We start from the raw sequence: 21180 nt of genomic DNA, 5'->3' as shown, positions 1-21180 counted from the left end.
AGTTACGATATGGCTATCGATATTAGTATTTGTACCGTTAGATTTAAACTTTGAATCCAATTTAGTATAAGCCCGACTAAATCTTTGTAGTTATCAGAACCAATATCAAAACCTATAGTACCACCCGCAGCATGACCTTTATAACCGGCAAAACCTTTTTGCGTATTAGTACCGTAAGTACCTGCAATCCAAAGGCTTTTATCTAACACTTTTTCATCTTCATCACCCGCAGCAACCACAGCACTAGAGAACATGCTATGCGATATAATATTACAGCTCATTTGAGTGATATCATGAATCAGATTATATATTGCTCCAATCATTTCTTCGTCTTGTTTTACTGCATTTTGCATTTCTACAACTTCAGCAGCTTCAACTCTTACAGCTTCAGCAATGCTTGCTTCTGCGGCTTCCTTTATAGAAGCAACTACTTTTGCCTCCTCTTCTTGTCTAGCTTCCTCTTGCTTCGAGTTTTCAAGGCTAACTTCAGAATCCTTAGATGCTGAATTTGTACTACTAGATACTTCTACTTTTGTTCGCTCCTGTATTATATTATAATCATCATTTTCATAATCTTCTTCAATGTTAAAATCATCATCTTTATCATCAAAGCCTTCAATATTGCCTTCTACAGGAACAATCCTCTCTACAGTATGTGGAGCTTCTTCCACCGGAGGCGGAACTACCCCTATATCTTCCATATTAATAACTACCGGTGCCGGTGCTAATGGAGCTGCAACTGCAGGAACAGCTATTACCTCTCCTGCATCCTCTTCAGGATCTGCCGTAAAACCAACGGTGCAACAGGAACCACAAAAGCAACAGCAGAAGCTACTACAACTACTCCACCATAGCTTACGTCTCCATTTGCTACTGCTTGTGCTGCTGCTGACTCAGGATGTCTTGTAGCAACTTCTGCTTCATTTACAGCTGCCGCTTCTATAATTGCTGCTAACCTAGAATTATTCGCTTTAAGTTGCCGCATTAATCCTGCATCTTGATTCATTCTAATACATAAATTTCTTGTTTCCTGATCTATACCACTTGCTACTTCTCTTTTAGGACCTATGAACTCAATATTGGTTCCTTCTTTTATAGCTTGAGCTAATTGATTTATATTACCATCAAGTGCATCTGCATTTTTATTTGTATATTTCTCAAAAACTTCTTCTACAATTAATGCTTTTAGTGTTTCCTTTCCTTGAGTCTTTATTGCTCACTCTCTTTTTAAATCCGTGTCAACTGACGCTGCTATAGCTTGAACAACGGTTTCGTATTTTTGCCCCTATTTTAGAAGTAGGAGCAATATAAGCTACTGCCACTGCAACCACAGCATTTTGTTTAGGAAAAAGATTTACGATAGGCTTTAGACTGTTCCTCTTTCTGACTAAACCGTCCATACCAAGCCCATTATATCCTATCCTCGTAGGTAGTGGCAGGTCCACCTGCTACCACTATTACTGGTGCAATAACAGGGGTATTAGCAGCTTTACTCCTTTTAATACCGCTTCTATTTTCTCATCACTTATTTATATTAAGAAATTTTACAATTGCCTCTTTTAAGAAATCTTTAGTATTAGGTATTAAAGCTTTCATTTTTGCATTAAAATTATTTTGTACAGCGTCTGTTATATTTTTCTCTGTAATGGTTTTAGAAACTTTAGATAAACCAGCTGCATTATCGGCTAAAACTTTTCTTAGTAATCTAGCGTTAGTATCAACTACCGTTTCATAAATTCTTGATAATGTTGCCGGTACAGCTTTATTTTGTAAAAATGTTAGCCTCTATCTATATTACTTTCCACTGTTAAATTAACAATATTGTTATTAATCCAATTATTTATTTGAGTATTTACTTCGTTTGCTTTAGGAGTAAGGGCTATATTATCGCGTACTTCTCCTTTATTAGGAGCTAGATCTAGTACACCGGAAAATTTTATCTCTATTTCATTATTTAAAGAATTTGCTCCTAAAACATTTTCATTTTTAGCAATATAATCTATTCTTGATATAATTGTTTTCTTATCTTGTAGTTCATCTTTTATTTTTATTTCAGTACTTCTTGCCGTAATATGATTTTGTAAGTCCAGCGGTAATTTATCAAAAGTATAGTTTAACGGTCTATTGCATTATGTTCTTCTTCATTAAATAGCTCTTTAAAAAATTCCTTGTTGGCTATTTTATTATTTAAAGTTAAAGCTTGCCTTGAAATTTGCTTTATTACATCATCATCTTTTAGTCTATTCCAAATCATTCTCAGCTTTTATCATTAATTGTGCTTTATCAGGCTTTGCTTCTGAAAATAATGCTAAAGACTCAAGTGAACTTTTCCTTTCTTCTAAAGTTAAAAGTGTTTTGATAGTAATCCCTAAATCTGTTTCTGCACCTAATCTAATGTTCTTACTTCTAGCTTTCCGGGATTTCCATTATTTTTAGCTAAATACATCTCATTATGAAATATTCTGTCTAAAGTATTCGGAGCTACAAGAACTTCTGCGACTGCTCTGCCTACAACCGGTGCCGGTGCAGCTATTCTTCCTCTTAATGCAACATCTTCTTTTGCCTTTAGATTTATAACCTGCTAATTTTAGTTCATCATCACCTATGGCATCTAGATTTGCTATATCCCTAGCTATTGCAAGTCTTATACCTACACCTGCCGGAGGAGGAGCTGCTACTCCACCCGGTAGAGGCAGAGGAGGCGGTACTACTCCTGCCATTGCTTGAGGTGCTATATTACAAGACCTACTAGACCCTCATTATCTATTCTTATTTCACCTACAGTCTTTTTTAGGACAAGTGCCAGATCACTCATTGTTAAAGCATCGAAATTATTTATCAATGCCTGCATTTTCTTACCATCCAAATCTTTAGTTATTAAACCGGCATCTTTTAAAATCTTCTTATAACTTTTTAGACCTTGCTCATCAACTACCTTATCGTTTTCATTCACTATCTTAATTTTACCGTTATCAATATATGCTTCTTTTAATTTAGCCATCTGCTCTCAATAATTAACTACTATTGCAGGATCAGCTAACTTCATTACGGATTGTCTTATGGGAATACTAGATTGTTTAGACTCAAGCTCAACTAAGTTTTGATTAACATAGTTTTTAAATTGATCTAATAATTTATGTTTTGCTTCCGGAGTAGCTACGCTTTTAAACTTATTTAAAAGGGCTGTTTCCTGATTCAGAGTATTTAGCATTAATATCGATGCTTCTTACAGATTATTTACAACTTTTAAATCGTCATTCACATCTACACCACCTGTCATAGCTATATATTTTAACTGCTCCAAAGGTGTATTTAAATTTTCTATGTTATAAAATGTATAGCCTTTTTAATTTTATCGTTAATACTGACAGCATTTGCCCCTTCAGCTTTAGCAAGGATTTCCAATACTTGAAGTCTATTTTCTAGAGCCATCTCTTGCTCGTTACGTCCTGTTTCTACTGCTGTATTACCTGTTAAATCAACAACTTCAACACCGGCTGCACGTACTTCTCTTCTTTCTCTAGCACCGTTAAGTACAGGAGCAACTGCTTGAAGTCTAGTGACTTCTATTATTGCGTTATTGAATAATCTTCTTTCCCCTGGCATAAGATGGTCAACAAGGTCACCAAAATCTGTACGGTCCTGAATTCCTTTTATAACATTAAGCTTTTGAGCAGGAGTTAATATTTGGTAGTCAGCAGTATGGTGCAATATATCATAGATTTCTATATCTGCTCTTCCTTCCCCGGTCACAGCGGTAAGGATTGCAGCATTAGCACAGTTAAGTAAGAATAATTTTGTAAGTTTAGAATTTATAGATTTAATATTTTTTCCATAATCTCTAATTCCTCTTTAATAAATCTTATTACTTAAAATATTAATACTTTTTTGTTATTCAAGTAATGATACATAAAAAATATTATGTCAAAAATTTATATTGATGAGTTATAAAATAGGATAGTAACGTGGATTTTATATGATATTTTAGTATTTATAGGAAATGTTATTTTGTTAACGTTTAGTTAATTTATTAAAATCTCGTAGAATATTATACGATATTACTTCTATACATGCAAGCTATATTATTAAAATTTTCATTATTTTTAAAATGCTTTATAATGATTGTTATATAACATGATGTCATTCCCGCATGAATACCCAAGTCGTCATTGCAAGCGAACGTTAGTGAGCGTGGCAATCTCAGGAATTGTGCCAATATTGCTTAGTCGAAACTTGCAGTTTTTCCTCGCAATGACGCAAAAATCGTTCCACGCAACCGCGCTTTCTTGCCTACACAGGAATGACATTAAACTATAAGGTATATTACTTTGTCTCTCAAAACCAAATTACTTTTTATTACAATTAGCGGCATTATAATATTATATTTTGCTATTCCTCCTGCACCTTTACTTAAAGACGTAAGTTTCTCACAAAGAGTATTTGACCGAAACAGCGAGTTAATGCGTATTTCGCTTTCTAAAGACGATAAATATAGGATATTCACTCCTATACGTGAAATACCGGCAAGTTTTATAGAAACAGTACTATTATATGAAGACAAGCATTTTTATGCGCATTTTGGCGTTAACCCTGTTTCTTTAGCCAAAGCTTTTTATTCTACTTATTTACAGAATAATCGTAAAATAGGCGGCTCTACTATAACAATGCAAGTAGCACGTTTAAGATATGGAATAAACTCTGCTACTATTCTTGGTAAAATCCATCAAATCATTAAAGCTATTCATGTAGAGCTACATTATTCAAAAGATAAATCCTAGAAGCTTATCTAAATCTAGTGCCTTACGGTAGTAATATTGAAGGGATAGCAGCCAGCAGTTATATTTACTTCAATCGTGACCTAAAAGATTTAAATTTGATCGATATTCTAAGCCTTGCTGTAATCCCACAAAATCCGCTTAAAAGAGGCGGGAATGATATTAATATTTTTAAAGCACGTAAATATCTATTTACCGAGTGGCTCACGATTCACCCACAAGATATTATTTATAATAAGTTAATTAGTTTGCCGGTTAAATTTAATCAAAATAAAAAGCTTCCTTTTATTGCACCGCATTTTACTTTAGACATACTAGCAAATAATGATAGCCCTATTATACGCACTACTATAGATAAAAATCTGCAAGCTGCTATAGAACAACAAGTTCGGCTATATATTAATGATCGGAAAAAATATGGCATTAATAATGCCTCCGTAATTCTTATTGATTTTACTACTATGGAAGTGCTTGCAAGTATTGGCTCCGGAGAGTTTTTTAATAACGATATTTGTGGACAGATTAACGGCACTAAAAGCCATAGATCTCCAGGCTCAGCTTTAAAACCGTTTGTCTATGCACTTAGTTTTGATTAATCACTAATACATCCGTTAACTTTACTAAAGGATACACCTACTTACTATGATTATTATAAACCGGAAAATTTTGATAGTAGGTTTGCAGGCGGTTTAAGTGCTAGAGAATCGTTAATAAAGAGCCGTAACGTACCTGTAATATTTCTAGCGTCTAAGTTAAAAAACCCGAATTTTTATGAGTTCTTACAACAAGCAAAAATTAGCGGCTTACGAAAACCTGAAAATTACGGTTTATCTATAGTGCTCGGCACAGCAGAAATTACTCTTGAAGAGTTAATTACTCTTTATGCTATGCTTGCTAATTTCGGTACTTATAAACCGCTTAGAAAAGTATTGGATTCTACTATGTCATTCCTGCAACAGCAGGAAGCCATAAAAAATTACCTAAATGTTGGAACAAAAATTTTATATGATTTACTGGATTCCCGCTTTCGCGGGAATAACACAGGAGAGGACAAGGATGACACAGACACCGTACTACTATCCCCCGAGACAAGCTATTTAACACTTGATATCATAAAAGATACGACTCGTCCTATTACCTATAATAATACAAGGCATAACTTACCGATTTATTGGAAAACAGGTACTTCCAGCTCATTTAGAGATGCACTTAGCGTCGGCATATTCAGGAAATACGTACTTGCTGTTTGGGTTGGGGATTTCAAAGGGCAAACTCACGGAACATTTACGGGTAATATTGCTGCAACCCCTTTATTCTTTAATATTATCGAATCCATAGCTAGACCAAATAAAGATGAGGATTTAATCCTTTCAAAAATTAATCACTAAATATTACTAAAGTAAAAGTTTGTGCAGATACGGGAGATATCGATAACGATATGTGTCCGGTTAAAGCAGAAACCTTATTCATTCAAGGCAAATCACCGATAAAACAATCCGGTATTTATAGAAAAATGTTGATAGATTTAAAAACCGGTATGCCTGCTTGTAACTTTATTAAAGGACAAACAGAATATAAAACAGTAAATTTATGGCCAACAGATATGCTTGCGGTTTATCAAAAAGCAGGAATACATATATTACCGAAACCGATACCTACAAACCATTGCAATAGGTTGACAAATTGGCATCATCAAAAACCTAAAATTATATACCCGTTAAAAAATTCCGTACATTCAATTAAAAATAGTGATCACATTACTTTTAGTGCAATTAGCGATAATAAAACCAACAACATTTTTTGGTTTGTGGAAAATGAATTAATAGCAACCGCGAAACCAAACGAAGCAGTAATATGGAAAGCAAAAACCGGTGAATTTATTATTAGAGCTATCAGCGATAGCGGCGAAAGCTACAGTATAAAAATTTATATTAAAGAATAGATTAGCGGTTATATATGAAATTTAAAATTCCCACAGACATTGAGATTAAACCTTTCACAGAAGAAGAAACTGCTCTTGATTCTTTAAAAGCAAATATTCTCAATGCATTGACTGCAGTGAATTATTCACTAATACCAGCAGGAAAAACACCAGAAGCTACAGAGTAGTAATAGGGTTACCTTATAGCGGAAAAAAAACACATTTTTAAATGCTCTTGAGAACAACCTTAAGATTAACGGTGAAGAATTTACATTTGATAAATTATTTGATTTTGAAACAACGCCGGAAATTCAGCATAAATATGAACCGGCTATATATGATCCCAAAAAATTTGAAATTGCAGAAAAAGTATTGTGGGAATGCTCTAACGGAGTACCCGATACAGTGCAAGAGTTAATCAATGTATTTTTCATTCAAAAGCTAGTTCAAATGACCGATAAATTAAAATTTATCATAGTAGCAAAAAAAGAGACCATAAAATCCCCTAGTATCTTTAACAGGATTATAGAAGACTTTAAAAAAATTTTTCCTACAGAAGAACACAAAAAATTAAAAGGAAATGTTATATGCGTAATAACACAACATAATGAAAATAATTATGAAAACATTATACCGATGTACAAAATAGCATTGCTATTAACAAGGATATATTAGAATTCTCTGATATAAAATTTTTCTATAAACCTACTTCTCAAAATGGGGGAATAAACCTCTCTCTAGAACTAAAACACCTAGAAGAGCAAAAAGGAGTACAAAATTTAGAGATAAAGCAGCTAAATTCATTGTTAAAGGAACAAGACAGTCTGATAGAAAATTTACATACACAAATACAGATAAATGTAGAATGTATAATTAATACTATCCAATCAATTTTTGAAGACTTTAATGTATATACACCTCTTAACTACTCAAAATTTTTTAACTACTAATAACCTTATAGGGGTAATATTGCAAATTTTAGACTCTATTGAGAAATTCACAGACAATAAACCGGTTATTCAAGCTTACCGATATGTATTAAACCGACAAATTAAAGAATTATCATTATTTGAAGAAATGTTATCTACAACATGGTCTCAATCCAATGATTGCTATAGTTCCTTAATTGAAATATGATTCATACAAAATCACGATCTATCTTCTATAAAAAATATAGAACCTAAACACGATCAACCAGTGCAATATTATAAAAAAGCCATAGAGTGTAAATAAGTACTCGGACAAAGCAGAAGTGACTCAAACTATAGCTAGGCTGCTACTCTAAAATAGGCGATATATTGAGCGAAGCAGAAGATTATAATGAAGCTCTAACATGTAATGAAGAACTTAAAGAAATGTACAATAAAATCGACGATATGCTATTTAACTTAGGACGTGAAGACCCAGCTATCATATTTTATAGAAAGAATAATAAATTAGACTCTATATTAAAATGTTATGACAGTCTTATAAATAAGGCTGCAAAGCCTATAAAATATGATTTATATATGGCCCAAGGAAACGAACTTTGCTTTCAAAAACAACAGGGAAACAGATGCTGCAGAATCATATTTTAAAGCAGCTGGTGTTGTACGTGATCCTCAAAAACAACGAGATGCAATGCTTATGGCATACAATATTCTTAGGCAACCCAAATAATAACGCAATTCAACAAACAGATATTTCAGAACAACAACAAAGAGAGGGATATCTTAATGGTATAATCGGCGATATTATTGATCTGTGACCTTTCACTGGTATTAAGCGGCTTATTATGCCTCTCTGTCATCCCGTGATTTATTCACGGAATCCAGTAAAACATATAAAAATTTATTTTTATATGTTTACTTTGTTAAACATGTAGTGTAGGTAACAATATTGAAGTTATTTTTTCTGGACCCCATGGTCAGGCCACGGGGTGACAGTGAAAAACCCATGGACGCTCACCTTGATCTATCTATCTCAGTAAATCATTTATTCTTACTTTAGCTCTAGTAGTTTTATCGACTTGTTTTACGATAACTACGCAATAAAGTCCAGGCTTACCGGCTTCCTTAGCAGGTAATACTCCTGGAACTACAACGGAATAAGCCGGAATTCTGCCGTAAATAATTTCACCTGTATCTCTGTATACTATTTTTGTAGAGCTACCGATAAACACCCCCATACTAATTACTGCTCCTTCCTCTACTATTACACCTTCTGCTATTTCCGATCTTGCACCGATAAAACAATTATCTTCAATGATAACAGGCTTTGCGTGCAACGGCTCAAGCACCCCACCTATTCCCGTACCGCCTGAAATATGACAATTCTTGCCGATTTGAGCACATGAGCCGATAGTAGCCCATGTATCAATCATTGTTCCCTCATCTATATAAGCACCTATATTAATGAAAGAAGGCATAATTACAACATTTTTAGCTATATAAGTACCGGTTCTAACAACAGCTCCAGGCACTGTGCGTATAGCTGCTTCTTTGAATGTATTTTTATCAGTATCTGCAGAAAATTTAGGAGCAACTTTGTCATACCAACTATTATAATTGTTATTATAAAGTTGTGATTCCGTAGTGATAAAATATAGCAATATAGCTTTCTTTACCCATTCATTAACGTGCCAACTATTTTCTTTCTTTTCACAAACACGAATCGTACCTTGATTTAAGCTTTCTATACTATCATTAAGAGTTTGCTTTAATGTTATAAGCTTTGAAGAATCTTGAAGCAGATTGTCCTTAATTTGCCAAGCTTCTTCAACTTCTTTAATAAGAGAGGACATATCTTTTAACTGTTTTATTGCCAAAAATAATAAATGAGATTATCATGAAAGTCAAACATAATAATTATAATTAACTATGCATATTACTTGCCCAAATTGCCAAACAAGATTTATTGTTACAAGCAATCAAATAGGTATTAACGGACGACGAGTAAAATGTTCCAAATGTAGCCATTTGTGGTATCAGAAATTAGACTATAATACTAGTACATTAAATGATTTTAAAGATAAAGTAAACACGGGAACTATTAAAACTCCTATTAAAAATCATTACAATGCTAATGTACCAGTTATTTTACCGTATATTCCTCCTAAGAAAAAATATAATATATTTCCAATATTATGGACTAGCTTTATAATTTTTTGTTTAGTGATATTACTAATAGATAGCTTTAAATTCTTAGGTAAATATGATCAATTAAAGATAGAAGAAATTAATTTAGGCAAATCTCGTCATATAGGCGGTATGAAGATATTTTATAAATTATCTAATGAGTCTGATTATTTAATTTCCGATCCTATAATCAAAGTAAGAGTAATGGATACTAATAATCAAGCTTTAGATGAATATGTATCAATTACAAAACTACAAACAAAAATCCCTGCAAAACAAGCAATATATCTAGAAATGAATATTGAAGGGATCCCTATTACAGCAAAATATATTGATATTGTTATAGGTAATAGATTAGGACTTTTATTTAAGTGAGGATGTTGTTGCATAGACCGACAAAATCTATTGTCATCCCGTGGTTTAACCACGTGATCCATCAAAACAATTAAAATACTATTGAGTATTGTACGAATGTTGCTGTTGACCTGAGTATAAAGGCAAGTGATGTCATTCCCATGTAGGCGGAATCTAGGAAAACATATAAAAACTTGTTTTTATATGTTTATTTTTATTAAATATGTAACCTATATTAAGGTTGTCTTGTCCCTACCTTTGCAGGAATGACATAGGGGCTATGCAACAACATCACTTAAAAATAAAAATACCCATAAGCCGAAGCTTATGGGTATTACTAAAGATATAATAATTGTTTTGTGTATTAGGAAACACCACAATTTGAGCTATTAGTATCACTTGATACCATATTAACAATATCTGGAGCTTTAAATAATATAATGATTGCAGTAACTACCACTAAAGCTACTTCCCACTGCAATTTTCCTCTTAATGTTTGAATGCCCAGAACAATTATACCGACAACAGCTATACCTTTTGCAGTATTGCCTCTGAATACTTTAATTAACTTACATAATGCCTCACCTACAGGATCACCGACATTACTACCTAAGCTATCAAAAGCTACCATAATAACAGCCACGCTTAGAATAGTAAATAATATGCGTAATGATAGATTATAATCGATTAATTCTTCGTTTAATTTACGAATAGGAAAGTTCATATGTTTTACCTCAATAAAATAATTAGCATTTAAAAAATAATGTATAATTTATTTATATATAAATCAACTCCTAAATATATTCAATGTTAATTAATATGCCAAAATATTTTAAAAATACTTATTTTAAGTAACATTATAATCACATATAGTATAATTTAACTTCCAAATATATAAACAAACGTAAATAAAAATAACCAAACCACATCTACAAAATGCCAGTACCATGCAGCACATTCAAACCCTAAATGTCCATTACCTTCTGTAGTAAAATCTCCTCTTTTTGCTCTAAAGTAGCAAATTATTAGAAATATAGTACCTATAATTACATGAGCTCCATGAAAACCCGTGGCTAAATAAAAATTAGAAGCATATATACCATCTGTAAATTTAAACGCCGCATGGTAATATTCATATGCCTGCATAGTTGTAAAAAATATTCCAAGCAATATGGTAAGAGCAAGTGCAGTTACACAATCTTTTTGATTTTTTTCTTCTAAGGCGTAGTGAGCCCAAGTAACGGTAGTGCCTGATAAGAGTAGTATTAAAGTATTGATAAAAGGAATATCAAACGGCTCCAAAGTTTTAATTGTAGGTGGAGGCCAAATACCTTGCTTTACAACCCATACACCGTCTAAAAGACCTACGGGTGATAGACTTGATTTAAAAAAAGAAGCAAAAAATACACCAAAAAATACTATTTCCGTTAAGATAAATAACGCCATACCTATTTGCAAACCTTTTCTAACAGGACTAGTATGCTGATGTTCGACTATTCCTTCTTTCACTATATCTCTCCACCAAGAATATAAACAGTAACCTACTGAAATAATCCCTGCAGATAAAATATATATATTAAATTTGTAGCCATGCATGAACGAGACGCCGCCTATAACTAAAAGAAGTAAAGCAAAAGATGTTAGGACGGGCCAAGGGCTTGGGTCTACTATATGGAATAAGTGCGATTTAGTAATAGAATATGAATTATTTAAAATTATCTTTTGACTCATATTGTTACATATTGTTATTTTATATTTCCTAATTATCACCAATAACAAACTACAAAAGTAATCTGCTATTCGCATGAGTGAAAATAAATATAAATTATTATTGATGTAAAAGCAAATGCGAGAAGGAGATTATATAGAAAATATACCCTCCAACTCAGAATTACATGATTTATTATCAATGACAACTAAAATCTCTTGACTCTTTATATTATTTAACATATATAGACCACTAATAATGTTTAAACTCCATTATTGCAAGACCAATCTGTCAAAACTTAATATTAAGTTATGCCAGGAGTCTATTATTATCAGTGAGTAAAATCATGAAGTATAATGGAGGTTGTTGTCTTACAGCAACGGATCTTAACCCCTGGCCCCTTTATTTATTAATTCTAAAAAATACAAATGCAAAAAATAAAGAACAAATTTAAAAAAAGTTTTTCTTTTCATCACCATTTCTAATAATATTACTAATGTTTTTTTAATATCTTAGAAGTAAAATATTTCTAGATTTTTTAACTAATTAAGTTGTTAACTCTAAATTTTCTTACTTAAAATTATAGAGATACGACAAATTATCTTCACTATTTTACTAGTTATTTCTGCAAATATTGCTTCAGTACTATCATTCATTATAGCAATATTTTTATGTTCAATTTCATCAAGTCGAAATTTAATAATATTATTTAATAATTCTGGCTCAACATTTTTATTTTCTAAATAATTTATTTGCTGTTCATAATGTTTTTCTATTACTTCTTCTACACTCTCGGTAATAAGCATCGCCGTTTTGATTCCCATCAAGGAAGATAAAACACCAAGTAAAAATCCGTAATGATGCCACAAAAATAATAAAAACGTGGGTCTCACTGCTTTTTCCAGTAATTTTTTTTCAAAATAATTTAAATGCACTTCTTCGTGGTCAAGCATTTCTTTAATCAATATATGATCATTTTGAGATTTAATATATTGTAGCTGTCCTTGATAAATTCTTTTTGCACCATATTCTCCGGCATGATTAACTCTAATTATCTCGTGAATTTGTTTGTCAGGGTCAGAAAAATCAGGTCTAGGCATAATGTATACTCGTTTAATTTGAAAAATTGGCTACGTCATCTTATAAGAGCTACGGTGCTCACGTATTAAGTATACGCCCCGCTCCTCGCCGTATAGTCTTCCTTGCTCTTTTCCAAATTAAACTTCGTCTACTCTTCATTTACTTTGGAGTATACTTTGGAATAAATCGAAACTAGCAGGATTTAACTTATAATCCACTTCTGCCTGTTGTAGCACTTTTAAAGTCTTTAGACATTCAGTGAGGCTAAGACCGTTTGCTATCTTCGTAAAATCATTAATATACTGATAGAAAATCGGTGGTGATAATGATTTTATTGCGTGTTCCAAACGCTCACCGTTTTTTACTTTCGACAACACTATATATAAATTTAAATAATGCCTTATTAATGCTCTAATAATTAAAACTTCATTGATATTTTGTTTTTTTAATATATCAAGCTCTTGCAGAAAATTACTGTAATCTTTTTTTGAAAAATACATTGCTAAATCACTGCCGTTTGCCGTAATTGCGCTACTTATAACTGCTAGAACGTCGTTTAAAGTAATTTCGCGTGCGTCGTGAACAAAATATATTAATTTATTTATTTCGCTACAAATTAAATCATGATCACCTTTTAAATGAGCTTTTAAATAAGTGATAGCTTCTTTACTTATAACTTTATTAGTTTTTTCTACTTTACCTAAAATAATTCGTTCAATTTTTGCTTCATCATCATGATAACAAGCAACTGCTGCTAAATATTCTTCTGTTTCAAAAAACTTTCTAATGCTCCCACTAGAAGTCATTTCTTCACCTATAAATACAGGAAAATTTATATAATCACTGTTTAGAATTGTTTTTAAATTCTGATCTATTGAATTCCCAACCGATCTAATTTTAATTAATTCTTTTTGACCAAAAAAATTAGACGAATTAAGTAATATTTCTAAAGATGAAATATTAAGATCTGCATATTCTATAGAAGTTTGTAGCATATTTAAGCTTTTTACTAAATGCTTACAAATTTTTTCTATATAACCTTTATCAGGACCATATAGTAAAAGAGCTCTAATCTTTCCGGATGTTATTAGTTCAAATAATCTACCTATTTGTGAAAAATAAAATTTCATAGCTTAACTATTTCCGTGTAAAATATAAAATTAATCTGCTACGAATTTCTTCTGCTGCTTGATATGCCAAGTCTATTCCTGTTTTATCTCTTTCAACATTTGTCGCATATGGTGTAAAAATAGCATTATATGACATGTTTTGGTAAAACTGCTCTTCAATTAAAACCTTTTGGCTTTCTATATCAATTAATTTATATCTAACTAATTGATTAATATATTCCCTTAAAACATTGGAGTTTTTTTCAATAGTAGCAGGCATAGTTGTTGCGATAAGCTTTACTTTAAGCAGGTATTTTGCTTGTGCTTTCTGAGGTAAAATACTAGTTAAACGATGATAAAACTCAGCCCCTTCAATTGTTCGCATTGGTTCAACTTCAATAGCTTCTAAATCATTATTTCTACTGTATTTTTCACTATATACCGGTTTTAAATTACAACTGCTCGTTAGACAGAATATAATTATTACAAATAAAGAACGCATATATTAGATTAAGATTGGTTTTTTATATTAATAACAGTTTATTTCGATTTTGTGAAAGAAAATTATAATAATGAGCATTTATTAATAATTTATAATAATATGTTAATTGATGTTGACATTAATCAGTGAGGCTTGTATGATGCCATTTCAAAATTTTTAAGGTATTAGATGTTATTAAATAAACTTGTTCTAAGTATTCCAATACACATACACACAGCATGGATAAAAATAAGAGCATATTTTCTAGAAAAAGTAACTTTAACAAAATATAGCTTAACAGAAAATATTGAAACGCTCAAAGTCAATACAGATGAAGCTAAAACTGTAAAGATTACAAAAGAGGATTTAAAAAAATCTTTTGAGTTATATGAAGAAAAATTGATAATATTAGCACAAAAACTATCATTACAAACATCAATTAGTTATGATGCTTATAACATTCAAACAAAGTATTACCCATTGATAGGAGAAGATGGAAATATCGATTATATCCCTATCACCGAATTATAATCTTTTAAGCTTTAAATTTAATCGGTAAGTTTTACATACTTACCGTTTTTTATTAAAGAACTCTCTATATCTTCCTTGCAAATCTCATACTCTATGTTAAATTTACAAGGAAGATGCTTCTCCGATAATTTACAAAATTTTTATACAAGCTCCATTATTGTATGCTTATTGTTTCCGATTATAGACATATCATCTCTAAATATTTTATCTTCTGCCCAACCATGCCATAGTTCTATATTAAGCCAGTCTATAATATCTCGTTCACAATTTTGCAATATTTCTAATATTTCTTTACTAGTATTATAATATGGTGGAGTAAGACCTGAAGCATCTTTGATCATTACTAAATAAGGATTTTTTGCTAATAAAGTTGTGATAATCTCTTTGTTAGCAATTCCTGTAACTGCTGAATGTAACACTGTTGAATCGTTATAGGTTATCTCTGTTACGTATTTAGCTAATTCTAATATTTTTTCAACTAATGTTTGTTCTTTATCCTCAACCGCATCATGTAAGATATACTTATTATTTTTATCAAATAGAAATGTAGTGCAGCTTCATCATTCTTGTCTATTAATGCTTTGAATTTTCTTAAGAAGCTTCTTTTTTAGAAACATCCCTCTCTATATAATCATCTGAACGTGGTGATGTTAGTGAATCCTGAGTATTAGAGTTATTACTATTTTTTGTAAAAAACTTAAAAAAAGATGTTTTTTGTTTTATCTACTGTAGGTATTTGTTCTTTAGTCATTAATGCTCCTAAATTTATTAATTATTTTAGGAGAAATTGTTAATTAGCTATGTTTCTTAGGTGGTGAGTAAGGGGCGTTTTTTCTGTCATTGCGAGGAAATTGCATAGCAATTGACGAAGCAAAATCTCAGGAGAGTTTGTTATTATTTCATGAGATTGTCACGCAACCTACGGTTGCTCGCAATGACGGTTTCAGTATGTATCCACGCAACAATACTGTCTCGCTTTTGCAGGAATAAAATAAAGAATATTTATCAATCCACTCAAAAATGACCTAGTTGGCGAACTACTCTGAGCTAATTTGCAATTCTCCTAAAATATAAGATTATAAATTTAAGAATAATAACACAACAAACCAAGTTGAATTATATATTACTTCATTGATTAAGAATTGTTAATTTATCACAATGTCATTAGTTACTGAAGTTTTATATTTTCCATATCCCAATCATGAGAAATAGTATTATACTTTAATATATAAGGCTTAGTATCTATAGAATCTAGAGTTACATCAGCAATCATATCATCATGCGACGAGATAAGTTCATTATAACCGAAATTAGCATAATAAGGTTGATAATTTCTAAATCTAACCGTTATAAACTTCTCTTTAGTAATAGCAGGCAAGAATTGCACCAAATCATCAAGATTACTTAAAGCTAAATCTTTCATCTCAAAAATTTGCAATCTATAAACATTTTTATAATCTTTAGTAAAAAACGTTGGTATAGAGCTAAAGCTACTACCGGATTGAACGGAAGCTATACTTAGAGCTTTAAGAGGAATACCTGATTTATTACTAAAATAATCATCGGCTTCAAAAAATACTGCACCGCCGAAATTTATCATTTTAGCGATTTTATTATTGTTCACATCATATAAATCTACTGCTTGTTCTAGCTTTTTTCCGTCACGAAATATAGTAAGTTTAATAGCTATTCCTTTGAAATTATCCATTTCTCTATCAAATAATGCTAGATTGCCGCCGAGTTCCTTATCATTAACTGCCCAAATAATATCACCGGCTTTTAAAGATTTTGCGGCAGGTGATCCGGCTAGAACTGCCTTAATGCTTATCACTCTATTTCTACTATCAGGAAATTTCTTTATATATTTATCCATTTCTTCTTTAGGGAAATTGTGATGTCTAACTGCTTTATTTAAAGAATATAACTCGCTTATTATTCCTATATGTTTTCTGCCTGGTTGTTTATTATTCTTTAAACTTTCTAAAGTGCGAGCTACATAATCACCGTGCAGCGCTAGAGAATGAGTTTTACCGCCACCATATAATACTCCTATAGCCTCAATCTTATCGTTTAATACCGGTGAACCGCTAGCACCTCCTGTAGTATTTAAATTAATAACATAAGTACATTGCGGCATTAAACCTTCAATATTATAAAGATCAGACAAATAACCGGTATGGAAAGAAAAACCTTTTGCTTCTGTGTTACCGACTACAAAAACCTTTTGATTTAATTTTGGAAATTCGCTTGCAAAAGATATTTGCGTTGCTGATGCCGGTATATCTTTACTCTCTACTTTTAAAACGGCATAATCTTGCCAAATATCGTAATAGATAAGTTTTGCTTCTGCCTGCTCACCGTTATAAAAAGTAACAAAATAAGTTCCGATAGACGCACCGCCGACAACATGAGTATTAGTAATTATATAACCGTTGTTCTTATCGTTGATAAATCCCGTTCCAGTCCAACTACTTGTATCGTCATATGCCGATACGGCAATTCTAGTATCGATCGTTACGATTGCTTTCTTTGCTTTTTCAAATATAATAGTGCTTGTTTCGCTAGATGCTAAAACTATATTATTTAGGAACGCTAAATTAATAATAAATAAAAGTTTTAGTAAAATCGGTAGTTTTTTCATTGTCAGCTCTTGTAAAATCATTTAAGCCACACTATATCAAATCAAAAGTCATAATAAAATAAAAAAAAGAAAACGAGGAATCTTATGGGAAAAGTAATAGGTATCGACCTTGGGACTACCAACTCTTGTGTTGCAGTCATGGAAGGTAAAGAACCAAAGGTAATAGAAAATGCAGAAGGTGAAAGAACTACGCCGTCAATAATAGCTTTTGCAAACGGCGAAAAATTAGTCGGGCAATCTGCTAAGAGGCAAGCAGTAACTAACCCTCGCAATACTATATATGCGGTAAAGCGATTAATCGGTAGAAATTTTATCGATCCTATGGTTAGGAAAGACCAAGGTATTGTACCGTATAATATAGTGAAAGCCGATAACGGGGATGCATGGGTCGAAGCGGATAATAATAAATATTCACCAAGTCAAATTAGTGCATTCATTTTACAAAAAATGAAAGAAACTGCTGAGAATTATTTAGGGGACAAAGTAACACAAGCAGTAATTACCGTACCTGCTTATTTTAATGATGCACAGCGTCAAGCAACGAAAGACGCTGGTAAAATAGCAGGTCTTGAGGTCCTTAGAATAATCAACGAGCCGACTGCTGCAGCTCTTGCTTACGGTTTCGAGAAATCGGCAAGTAAAACTATTGCAGTATACGATCTTGGCGGCGGAACATTCGATGTTTCAATTCTTGAGATCGCTGACGGTGTTTTTGAAGTGAAATCAACAAACGGCGATACATTCCTTGGCGGTGAAGATTTCGATACAAGAATATTAAACCATTTAATAGATGTATTCAAAAAAGAAAACGGTATAGATTTAAGTAAAGATCCTTTAGCACTTCAACGTTTGAAAGAAGCCGCGGAAAAAGCTAAGAAAGAGCTATCTTCTGCAGTAACTACCGATATTAATTTACCTTATATTACGGCTGATAGTAGCGGTCCAAAACACTTAAATATTAAATTTACTAGAGCTGAACTAGAAAAATTAGTAGATGATTTAATTGAAAAAACAATTGAGCCTTGCCGTAAAGCATTAAAGGATGCAGGTTTTAAAGCTTCTGATATTCAAGAAGTAGTATTAGTAGGCGGTATGACTAGAATGCCGAAAGTACAAGAAGCCGTAAAAAAATTCTTCGGACGTGAGCCGCATAAAGGCGTAAATCCCGATGAGGTTGTAGCTCTTGGTGCTGCTATTCAAGGGGGAGTACTTAATAAAGAAGTAACGGATATATTATTATTAGACGTTACACCTCTATCCCTTGGCATTGAAACTCTTGGCGGTGTATTTACAAGATTAATTGATCGTAATACTACTATACCTACTAAGAAAAGTCAGGTATTCTCAACTGCTGATGATAACCAGCATGCCGTAACTATTAGAGTATTCCAAGGTGAACGTGAAATGGCAAAAGATAATAAATTACTTGGTCAGTTTAATCTCGAAGGTATACCTCCTGCACCAAGAGGTTTACCACAAATAGAAGTAACGTTTGACATTGATGCTAACGGAATAGTGCATGTTTCAGCTAAAGATAAAGCAAGCGGTAAAGAGCAGAAAGTAACTATTCAAGCTTCCGGTGGTCTTAGCGATGCAGAAATTGAACAAATGGTTAAAGATGCCGAACAAAATGCTGATGAAGACAAAAAGCGTAAGGAACTTATTGAAGCAAAAAATGCTGCCGATAGTTTAGTTTATTCTACTGAAAAAACTCTTACAGAATATGGCGATAAATTATCATCAGACGATAAAGGAGCTGTTGAAGAAGCACTAGCCGCTTTAAAAGCCGTGCTTGAGTCGGAAGATACTGCTTTGATTAAAGAAAAGACTGCAAGTTTAACTGCAGCTAGCATGAAAATCGGTGAAGCGATGTATAAAGCACAAAGCGAGAGCCAACCTGCTGCAGAAAGTGCCACTAATGATGAAAAAATAGTAGATGCCGACTTTCAAGATGTAGAGAAGAAGTAGAAGTAATTTCGTCATTGCAAGGAACGAAGCGACATGGCAGTCTAGTTAAATATCCTGAGATTGCTTCGTCACATTACTATGTAATTTTCCTCGTAATGACATTACAATCTCATTTTATAAATTAAATTATGTCACAAAATTATTACCAAATACTAGGGGTTAGTAAAACAGCTAGCCAAGCTGACCTTAAAAAAGCCTACCTCAAGCTAGCCAAGCAATATCACCCTGATACTACTGATGCTAAAGATGCTGAAAAGAAATTTAAAGCAATCAATGCCGCTTATGATGTCCTAAAAGATGAGCAAAAAAGAGCTGCTTATGACCGTTTGGGACACGATGCTTTTCAAAATCAACAATCACGAGGGGGAGGAGGAAATCATGGCGGTTTTCACCCTGATATTAACGACATATTCGGTGACTTCTTTAGCGACTTTATGGGAGGCAGCAGAAGATCATCACGCCCAACTTCAGCTAAAGTTAGAGGCTCAGATTTAAAATATAATCTGACAATTAACCTAGAGGAAGCATTTCACGGTATAGAAAAAAATATTAGCTTTTCTAGCGCAGTAAAATGCGATACTTGTCACGGTAGCGGTTCTGAAAAAGGTGAAACCGTAACTACTTGCGATGCTTGCAGCGGTGTTGGAGCGACTAGAATGCAGCAAGGATTCTTTACGATCGAACAAGCTTGTCATAAATGCCAAGGTAACGGACACATTATAAAAAATCCTTGTAAGAAATGTCATGGCATGGGACGTTACCATAAACAACGAAATTTATCGGTAAACATTCCTGCCGGTGTTGAAAACGGTACTAGAATAAGACATACCGGAGAAGGGGAAGCAGGTATTAGAGGCGGTAATAGCGGTGATTTATACGTTGATATAACAATAAAACCACATGATATTTATAAAGTAGACGGAGCAAATCTACATTGTAAACTACCTATTAGTTTTGTGAATGCTGCTCTTGGAGGAGAGATAGAAGTACCGGTAATTGAAGGCGGAAAAGTAAGCTTAACAATTCCTGCAGGCACACAAAACGGTGATCAATTAAGGCTACGCAGCAAAGGTATGTCTAAAATGAGATCAACTATTAGGGGTGATATGCTTACGCATATTCATGTCGAAGTACCTAAAAATTTATCTAAAAGACAACGTGAATTACTAGAAGAATTCAAAAAAGAATCCATAAATGAAAAAGAAAATGACGGCAGCTTTTTTAATAAAATGAAAAGTCTGTGGTCGTAAATTTTATTTACCTTTCCTATAGAAATGAAACCTCCAATATTATAAAATATTATTTGCATAATATTACCGGAGGTTTTTATGCATTATAAGAATAATAACGATTTACCTGATTCAGTTAAAAATCATCTTCTGAGCCATGCTAAGGATATTTATCGCGAAGCTTTTAATCATGGCATTTGAACCATATAAGGATGCCGATAAAAGACGTGGAAATGACTCTAGAGAGACAGAGTTGCACATAAAGTA

The 21180-nt window shown here is 32.5% G+C and carries 25 protein-coding genes and 1 pseudogene; 10 read left to right on the top strand and 16 right to left on the bottom strand.

Annotation, left to right across the window (positions count from 1 at the left end; genetic code table 11):
* Positions 1–2 precede the first annotated feature (2 nt).
* The 3 genes from ACHBLB_RS03795 to ACHBLB_RS03785 form a co-directional block, all read right to left on the bottom strand.
* Positions 3–701 carry a hypothetical protein gene (locus ACHBLB_RS03795; RefSeq protein ID WP_475840695.1) on the bottom strand — a complete coding sequence of 233 codons (699 nt, stop codon included), beginning with the start codon at positions 699–701 and terminating at the stop codon, positions 3–5.
* Between the two features lie 53 nt (positions 702–754).
* The gene (locus ACHBLB_RS03790; RefSeq protein ID WP_475840694.1) at positions 755–1006 is read right to left on the bottom strand and encodes a hypothetical protein; all 252 of its coding nucleotides are present in this window, start codon (positions 1004–1006) and stop codon (positions 755–757) included.
* 232 nt (positions 1007–1238) lie between these two features.
* Entirely contained in the window at positions 1239–1445 is a 207-nt protein-coding gene (locus ACHBLB_RS03785; protein ID WP_475840692.1) for a hypothetical protein, read from the bottom strand.
* Between ACHBLB_RS03785 and ACHBLB_RS03780 the strand changes: the two genes are divergently transcribed.
* Positions 1433–1735 (top strand): hypothetical protein, encoded by a 303-nt coding sequence (locus ACHBLB_RS03780; protein ID WP_475840690.1) that lies wholly within the window; start codon positions 1433–1435, stop codon positions 1733–1735. The genes ACHBLB_RS03785 and ACHBLB_RS03780 overlap by 13 nt on opposite strands.
* A 378-nt stretch (positions 1736–2113) precedes the next feature.
* Here ACHBLB_RS03780 and ACHBLB_RS03775 read toward each other — a convergent pair whose 3' ends face one another.
* The 5 genes from ACHBLB_RS03775 to ACHBLB_RS03755 form a co-directional block, all read right to left on the bottom strand.
* Positions 2114–2254 (bottom strand): hypothetical protein, encoded by a 141-nt coding sequence (locus ACHBLB_RS03775; RefSeq protein WP_475840688.1) that lies wholly within the window; start codon positions 2252–2254, stop codon positions 2114–2116.
* A gap of 196 nt (positions 2255–2450) precedes the next feature.
* Entirely contained in the window at positions 2451–2720 is a 270-nt protein-coding gene (locus ACHBLB_RS03770) for a hypothetical protein (protein WP_475840686.1), read from the bottom strand.
* 11 nt (positions 2721–2731) lie between these two features.
* Complete coding sequence (locus ACHBLB_RS03765; RefSeq protein WP_475840684.1) at positions 2732–3001, bottom strand: hypothetical protein; 270 nt, start codon at positions 2999–3001, stop codon at positions 2732–2734.
* 6 nt (positions 3002–3007) lie between these two features.
* The gene (locus ACHBLB_RS03760) at positions 3008–3211 is read right to left on the bottom strand and encodes a hypothetical protein (protein WP_004996507.1); all 204 of its coding nucleotides are present in this window, start codon (positions 3209–3211) and stop codon (positions 3008–3010) included.
* A gap of 110 nt (positions 3212–3321) precedes the next feature.
* Positions 3322–3753 carry a cell surface protein gene (locus ACHBLB_RS03755; protein WP_475840682.1) on the bottom strand — a complete coding sequence of 144 codons (432 nt, stop codon included), beginning with the start codon at positions 3751–3753 and terminating at the stop codon, positions 3322–3324.
* A gap of 575 nt (positions 3754–4328) precedes the next feature.
* Here ACHBLB_RS03755 and pbpC point away from each other — a divergent pair.
* From pbpC to ACHBLB_RS03730, 5 genes and pseudogenes are all read left to right on the top strand, one after another.
* A pseudogene (gene pbpC / locus ACHBLB_RS03750) lies at positions 4329–6717 on the top strand (penicillin-binding protein 1C).
* A 14-nt stretch (positions 6718–6731) separates the two neighbouring features.
* The gene (locus ACHBLB_RS03745) at positions 6732–6884 is read left to right on the top strand and encodes a hypothetical protein (RefSeq protein ID WP_475840681.1); all 153 of its coding nucleotides are present in this window, start codon (positions 6732–6734) and stop codon (positions 6882–6884) included.
* A gap of 217 nt (positions 6885–7101) precedes the next feature.
* On the top strand, positions 7102–7371 hold the full coding sequence (locus ACHBLB_RS03740) for a hypothetical protein (protein ID WP_475842724.1): 270 nt from the start codon (positions 7102–7104) through the stop codon (positions 7369–7371).
* Positions 7372–7602: 231 nt separating this feature from the next.
* Positions 7603–7833: a hypothetical protein gene (locus tag ACHBLB_RS03735; protein ID WP_475840679.1), complete on the top strand. Its 231-nt coding sequence runs from the start codon at positions 7603–7605 to the stop codon at positions 7831–7833.
* A gap of 161 nt (positions 7834–7994) precedes the next feature.
* On the top strand, positions 7995–8273 hold the full coding sequence (locus ACHBLB_RS03730) for a hypothetical protein (RefSeq protein ID WP_475840677.1): 279 nt from the start codon (positions 7995–7997) through the stop codon (positions 8271–8273).
* Positions 8274–8653: 380 nt separating this feature from the next.
* Here the strand turns inward: ACHBLB_RS03730 and dapD are convergent, their stop codons facing one another.
* Positions 8654–9478 carry a 2,3,4,5-tetrahydropyridine-2,6-dicarboxylate N-succinyltransferase gene (gene dapD / locus ACHBLB_RS03725; protein WP_475840675.1) on the bottom strand — a complete coding sequence of 275 codons (825 nt, stop codon included), beginning with the start codon at positions 9476–9478 and terminating at the stop codon, positions 8654–8656.
* Positions 9479–9554: 76 nt separating this feature from the next.
* Between dapD and ACHBLB_RS03720 the strand changes: the two genes are divergently transcribed.
* A complete protein-coding gene (locus ACHBLB_RS03720) occupies positions 9555–10187 on the top strand; it encodes an MJ0042-type zinc finger domain-containing protein (protein ID WP_475840673.1) in 633 nt (210 codons plus the stop codon).
* 343 nt (positions 10188–10530) lie between these two features.
* Here the strand turns inward: ACHBLB_RS03720 and ACHBLB_RS03715 are convergent, their stop codons facing one another.
* From ACHBLB_RS03715 to ACHBLB_RS03695, 5 genes are all read right to left on the bottom strand, one after another.
* Positions 10531–10890, bottom strand: a complete 360-nt coding sequence (locus ACHBLB_RS03715) for a TrbC/VirB2 family type IV secretion system protein (RefSeq protein WP_475840671.1) — start codon at positions 10888–10890, stop codon at positions 10531–10533.
* 155 nt (positions 10891–11045) lie between these two features.
* On the bottom strand, positions 11046–11897 hold the full coding sequence (locus tag ACHBLB_RS03710) for a cytochrome c oxidase subunit 3 (protein ID WP_475840669.1): 852 nt from the start codon (positions 11895–11897) through the stop codon (positions 11046–11048).
* Between the two features lie 537 nt (positions 11898–12434).
* Positions 12435–12974, bottom strand: coding sequence for a demethoxyubiquinone hydroxylase family protein (locus ACHBLB_RS03705; RefSeq protein WP_475840667.1), 540 nt, complete (start codon positions 12972–12974; stop codon positions 12435–12437).
* 135 nt (positions 12975–13109) lie between these two features.
* Positions 13110–14084, bottom strand: coding sequence for a DNA polymerase III subunit delta (gene holA / locus ACHBLB_RS03700; protein WP_475840665.1), 975 nt, complete (start codon positions 14082–14084; stop codon positions 13110–13112).
* Between the two features lie 7 nt (positions 14085–14091).
* Positions 14092–14565, bottom strand: a complete 474-nt coding sequence (locus ACHBLB_RS03695) for a hypothetical protein (protein ID WP_475840663.1) — start codon at positions 14563–14565, stop codon at positions 14092–14094.
* A 168-nt stretch (positions 14566–14733) separates the two neighbouring features.
* On the opposite strand from ACHBLB_RS03695, the gene ACHBLB_RS03690 reads away from it, so the two are divergent.
* Positions 14734–15075, top strand: coding sequence for a hypothetical protein (locus ACHBLB_RS03690; protein WP_475840661.1), 342 nt, complete (start codon positions 14734–14736; stop codon positions 15073–15075).
* A 140-nt stretch (positions 15076–15215) separates the two neighbouring features.
* On the opposite strand, the gene ACHBLB_RS03685 is transcribed toward ACHBLB_RS03690, so the two are convergent.
* Both ACHBLB_RS03685 and ACHBLB_RS03680 read right to left on the bottom strand, forming a co-directional pair.
* Entirely contained in the window at positions 15216–15494 is a 279-nt protein-coding gene (locus tag ACHBLB_RS03685) for a hypothetical protein (protein WP_475840659.1), read from the bottom strand.
* 749 nt (positions 15495–16243) lie between these two features.
* Positions 16244–17737, bottom strand: coding sequence for a S1C family serine protease (locus ACHBLB_RS03680; protein ID WP_475840657.1), 1494 nt, complete (start codon positions 17735–17737; stop codon positions 16244–16246).
* A gap of 63 nt (positions 17738–17800) precedes the next feature.
* Here ACHBLB_RS03680 and dnaK point away from each other — a divergent pair, with 63 nt between their 5' ends.
* Positions 17801–19684: a molecular chaperone DnaK gene (gene dnaK, locus ACHBLB_RS03675; RefSeq protein WP_475840655.1), complete on the top strand. Its 1884-nt coding sequence runs from the start codon at positions 17801–17803 to the stop codon at positions 19682–19684.
* A gap of 128 nt (positions 19685–19812) precedes the next feature.
* Positions 19813–20934 carry a molecular chaperone DnaJ gene (gene dnaJ / locus ACHBLB_RS03670; protein ID WP_014362791.1) on the top strand — a complete coding sequence of 374 codons (1122 nt, stop codon included), beginning with the start codon at positions 19813–19815 and terminating at the stop codon, positions 20932–20934.
* The last annotated feature ends 246 nt before the right edge of the window (positions 20935–21180 follow it).

The sequence above is a fragment of the Rickettsia lanei genome (assembly GCF_056242675.1).
Note: the sequence above shows the minus strand (reverse complement) of the source record. Positions and strands in the feature narration are given on the sequence as shown.

Bases quoted from the DNA above. Each gene is read 5' to 3' on its own strand.
- ACHBLB_RS03795 (WP_475840695.1), bottom strand. From the start codon at position 701: ATGGAAGATATAGGGGTAGTTCCGCCTCCGGTGGAAGAAGCTCCACAT.
- ACHBLB_RS03790 (WP_475840694.1), bottom strand. From the start codon at position 1,006: ATGAATCAAGATGCAGGATTAATGCGGCAACTTAAAGCGAATAATTCT.
- ACHBLB_RS03775 (WP_475840688.1), bottom strand. From the start codon at position 2,254: ATGATTTGGAATAGACTAAAAGATGATGATGTAATAAAGCAAATTTCA.
- ACHBLB_RS03770 (WP_475840686.1), bottom strand. From the start codon at position 2,720: ATGGCAGGAGTAGTACCGCCTCCTCTGCCTCTACCGGGTGGAGTAGCA.
- ACHBLB_RS03765 (WP_475840684.1), bottom strand. From the start codon at position 3,001: ATGGCTAAATTAAAAGAAGCATATATTGATAACGGTAAAATTAAGATA.
- ACHBLB_RS03760 (WP_004996507.1), bottom strand. From the start codon at position 3,211: ATGCTAAATACTCTGAATCAGGAAACAGCCCTTTTAAATAAGTTTAAA.
- ACHBLB_RS03745 (WP_475840681.1), top strand. From the start codon at position 6,732: ATGAAATTTAAAATTCCCACAGACATTGAGATTAAACCTTTCACAGAA.
- ACHBLB_RS03735 (WP_475840679.1), top strand. From the start codon at position 7,603: ATGTATATACACCTCTTAACTACTCAAAATTTTTTAACTACTAATAAC.
- dapD (WP_475840675.1), bottom strand. From the start codon at position 9,478: ATGTCCTCTCTTATTAAAGAAGTTGAAGAAGCTTGGCAAATTAAGGAC.
- ACHBLB_RS03720 (WP_475840673.1), top strand. From the start codon at position 9,555: ATGCATATTACTTGCCCAAATTGCCAAACAAGATTTATTGTTACAAGC.
- ACHBLB_RS03715 (WP_475840671.1), bottom strand. From the start codon at position 10,890: ATGAACTTTCCTATTCGTAAATTAAACGAAGAATTAATCGATTATAAT.
- ACHBLB_RS03710 (WP_475840669.1), bottom strand. From the start codon at position 11,897: ATGAGTCAAAAGATAATTTTAAATAATTCATATTCTATTACTAAATCG.
- ACHBLB_RS03705 (WP_475840667.1), bottom strand. From the start codon at position 12,974: ATGCCTAGACCTGATTTTTCTGACCCTGACAAACAAATTCACGAGATA.
- holA (WP_475840665.1), bottom strand. From the start codon at position 14,084: ATGAAATTTTATTTTTCACAAATAGGTAGATTATTTGAACTAATAACA.
- ACHBLB_RS03695 (WP_475840663.1), bottom strand. From the start codon at position 14,565: ATGCGTTCTTTATTTGTAATAATTATATTCTGTCTAACGAGCAGTTGT.
- ACHBLB_RS03690 (WP_475840661.1), top strand. From the start codon at position 14,734: ATGTTATTAAATAAACTTGTTCTAAGTATTCCAATACACATACACACA.
- ACHBLB_RS03680 (WP_475840657.1), bottom strand. From the start codon at position 17,737: ATGATTTTACAAGAGCTGACAATGAAAAAACTACCGATTTTACTAAAA.
- dnaK (WP_475840655.1), top strand. From the start codon at position 17,801: ATGGGAAAAGTAATAGGTATCGACCTTGGGACTACCAACTCTTGTGTT.
- dnaJ (WP_014362791.1), top strand. From the start codon at position 19,813: ATGTCACAAAATTATTACCAAATACTAGGGGTTAGTAAAACAGCTAGC.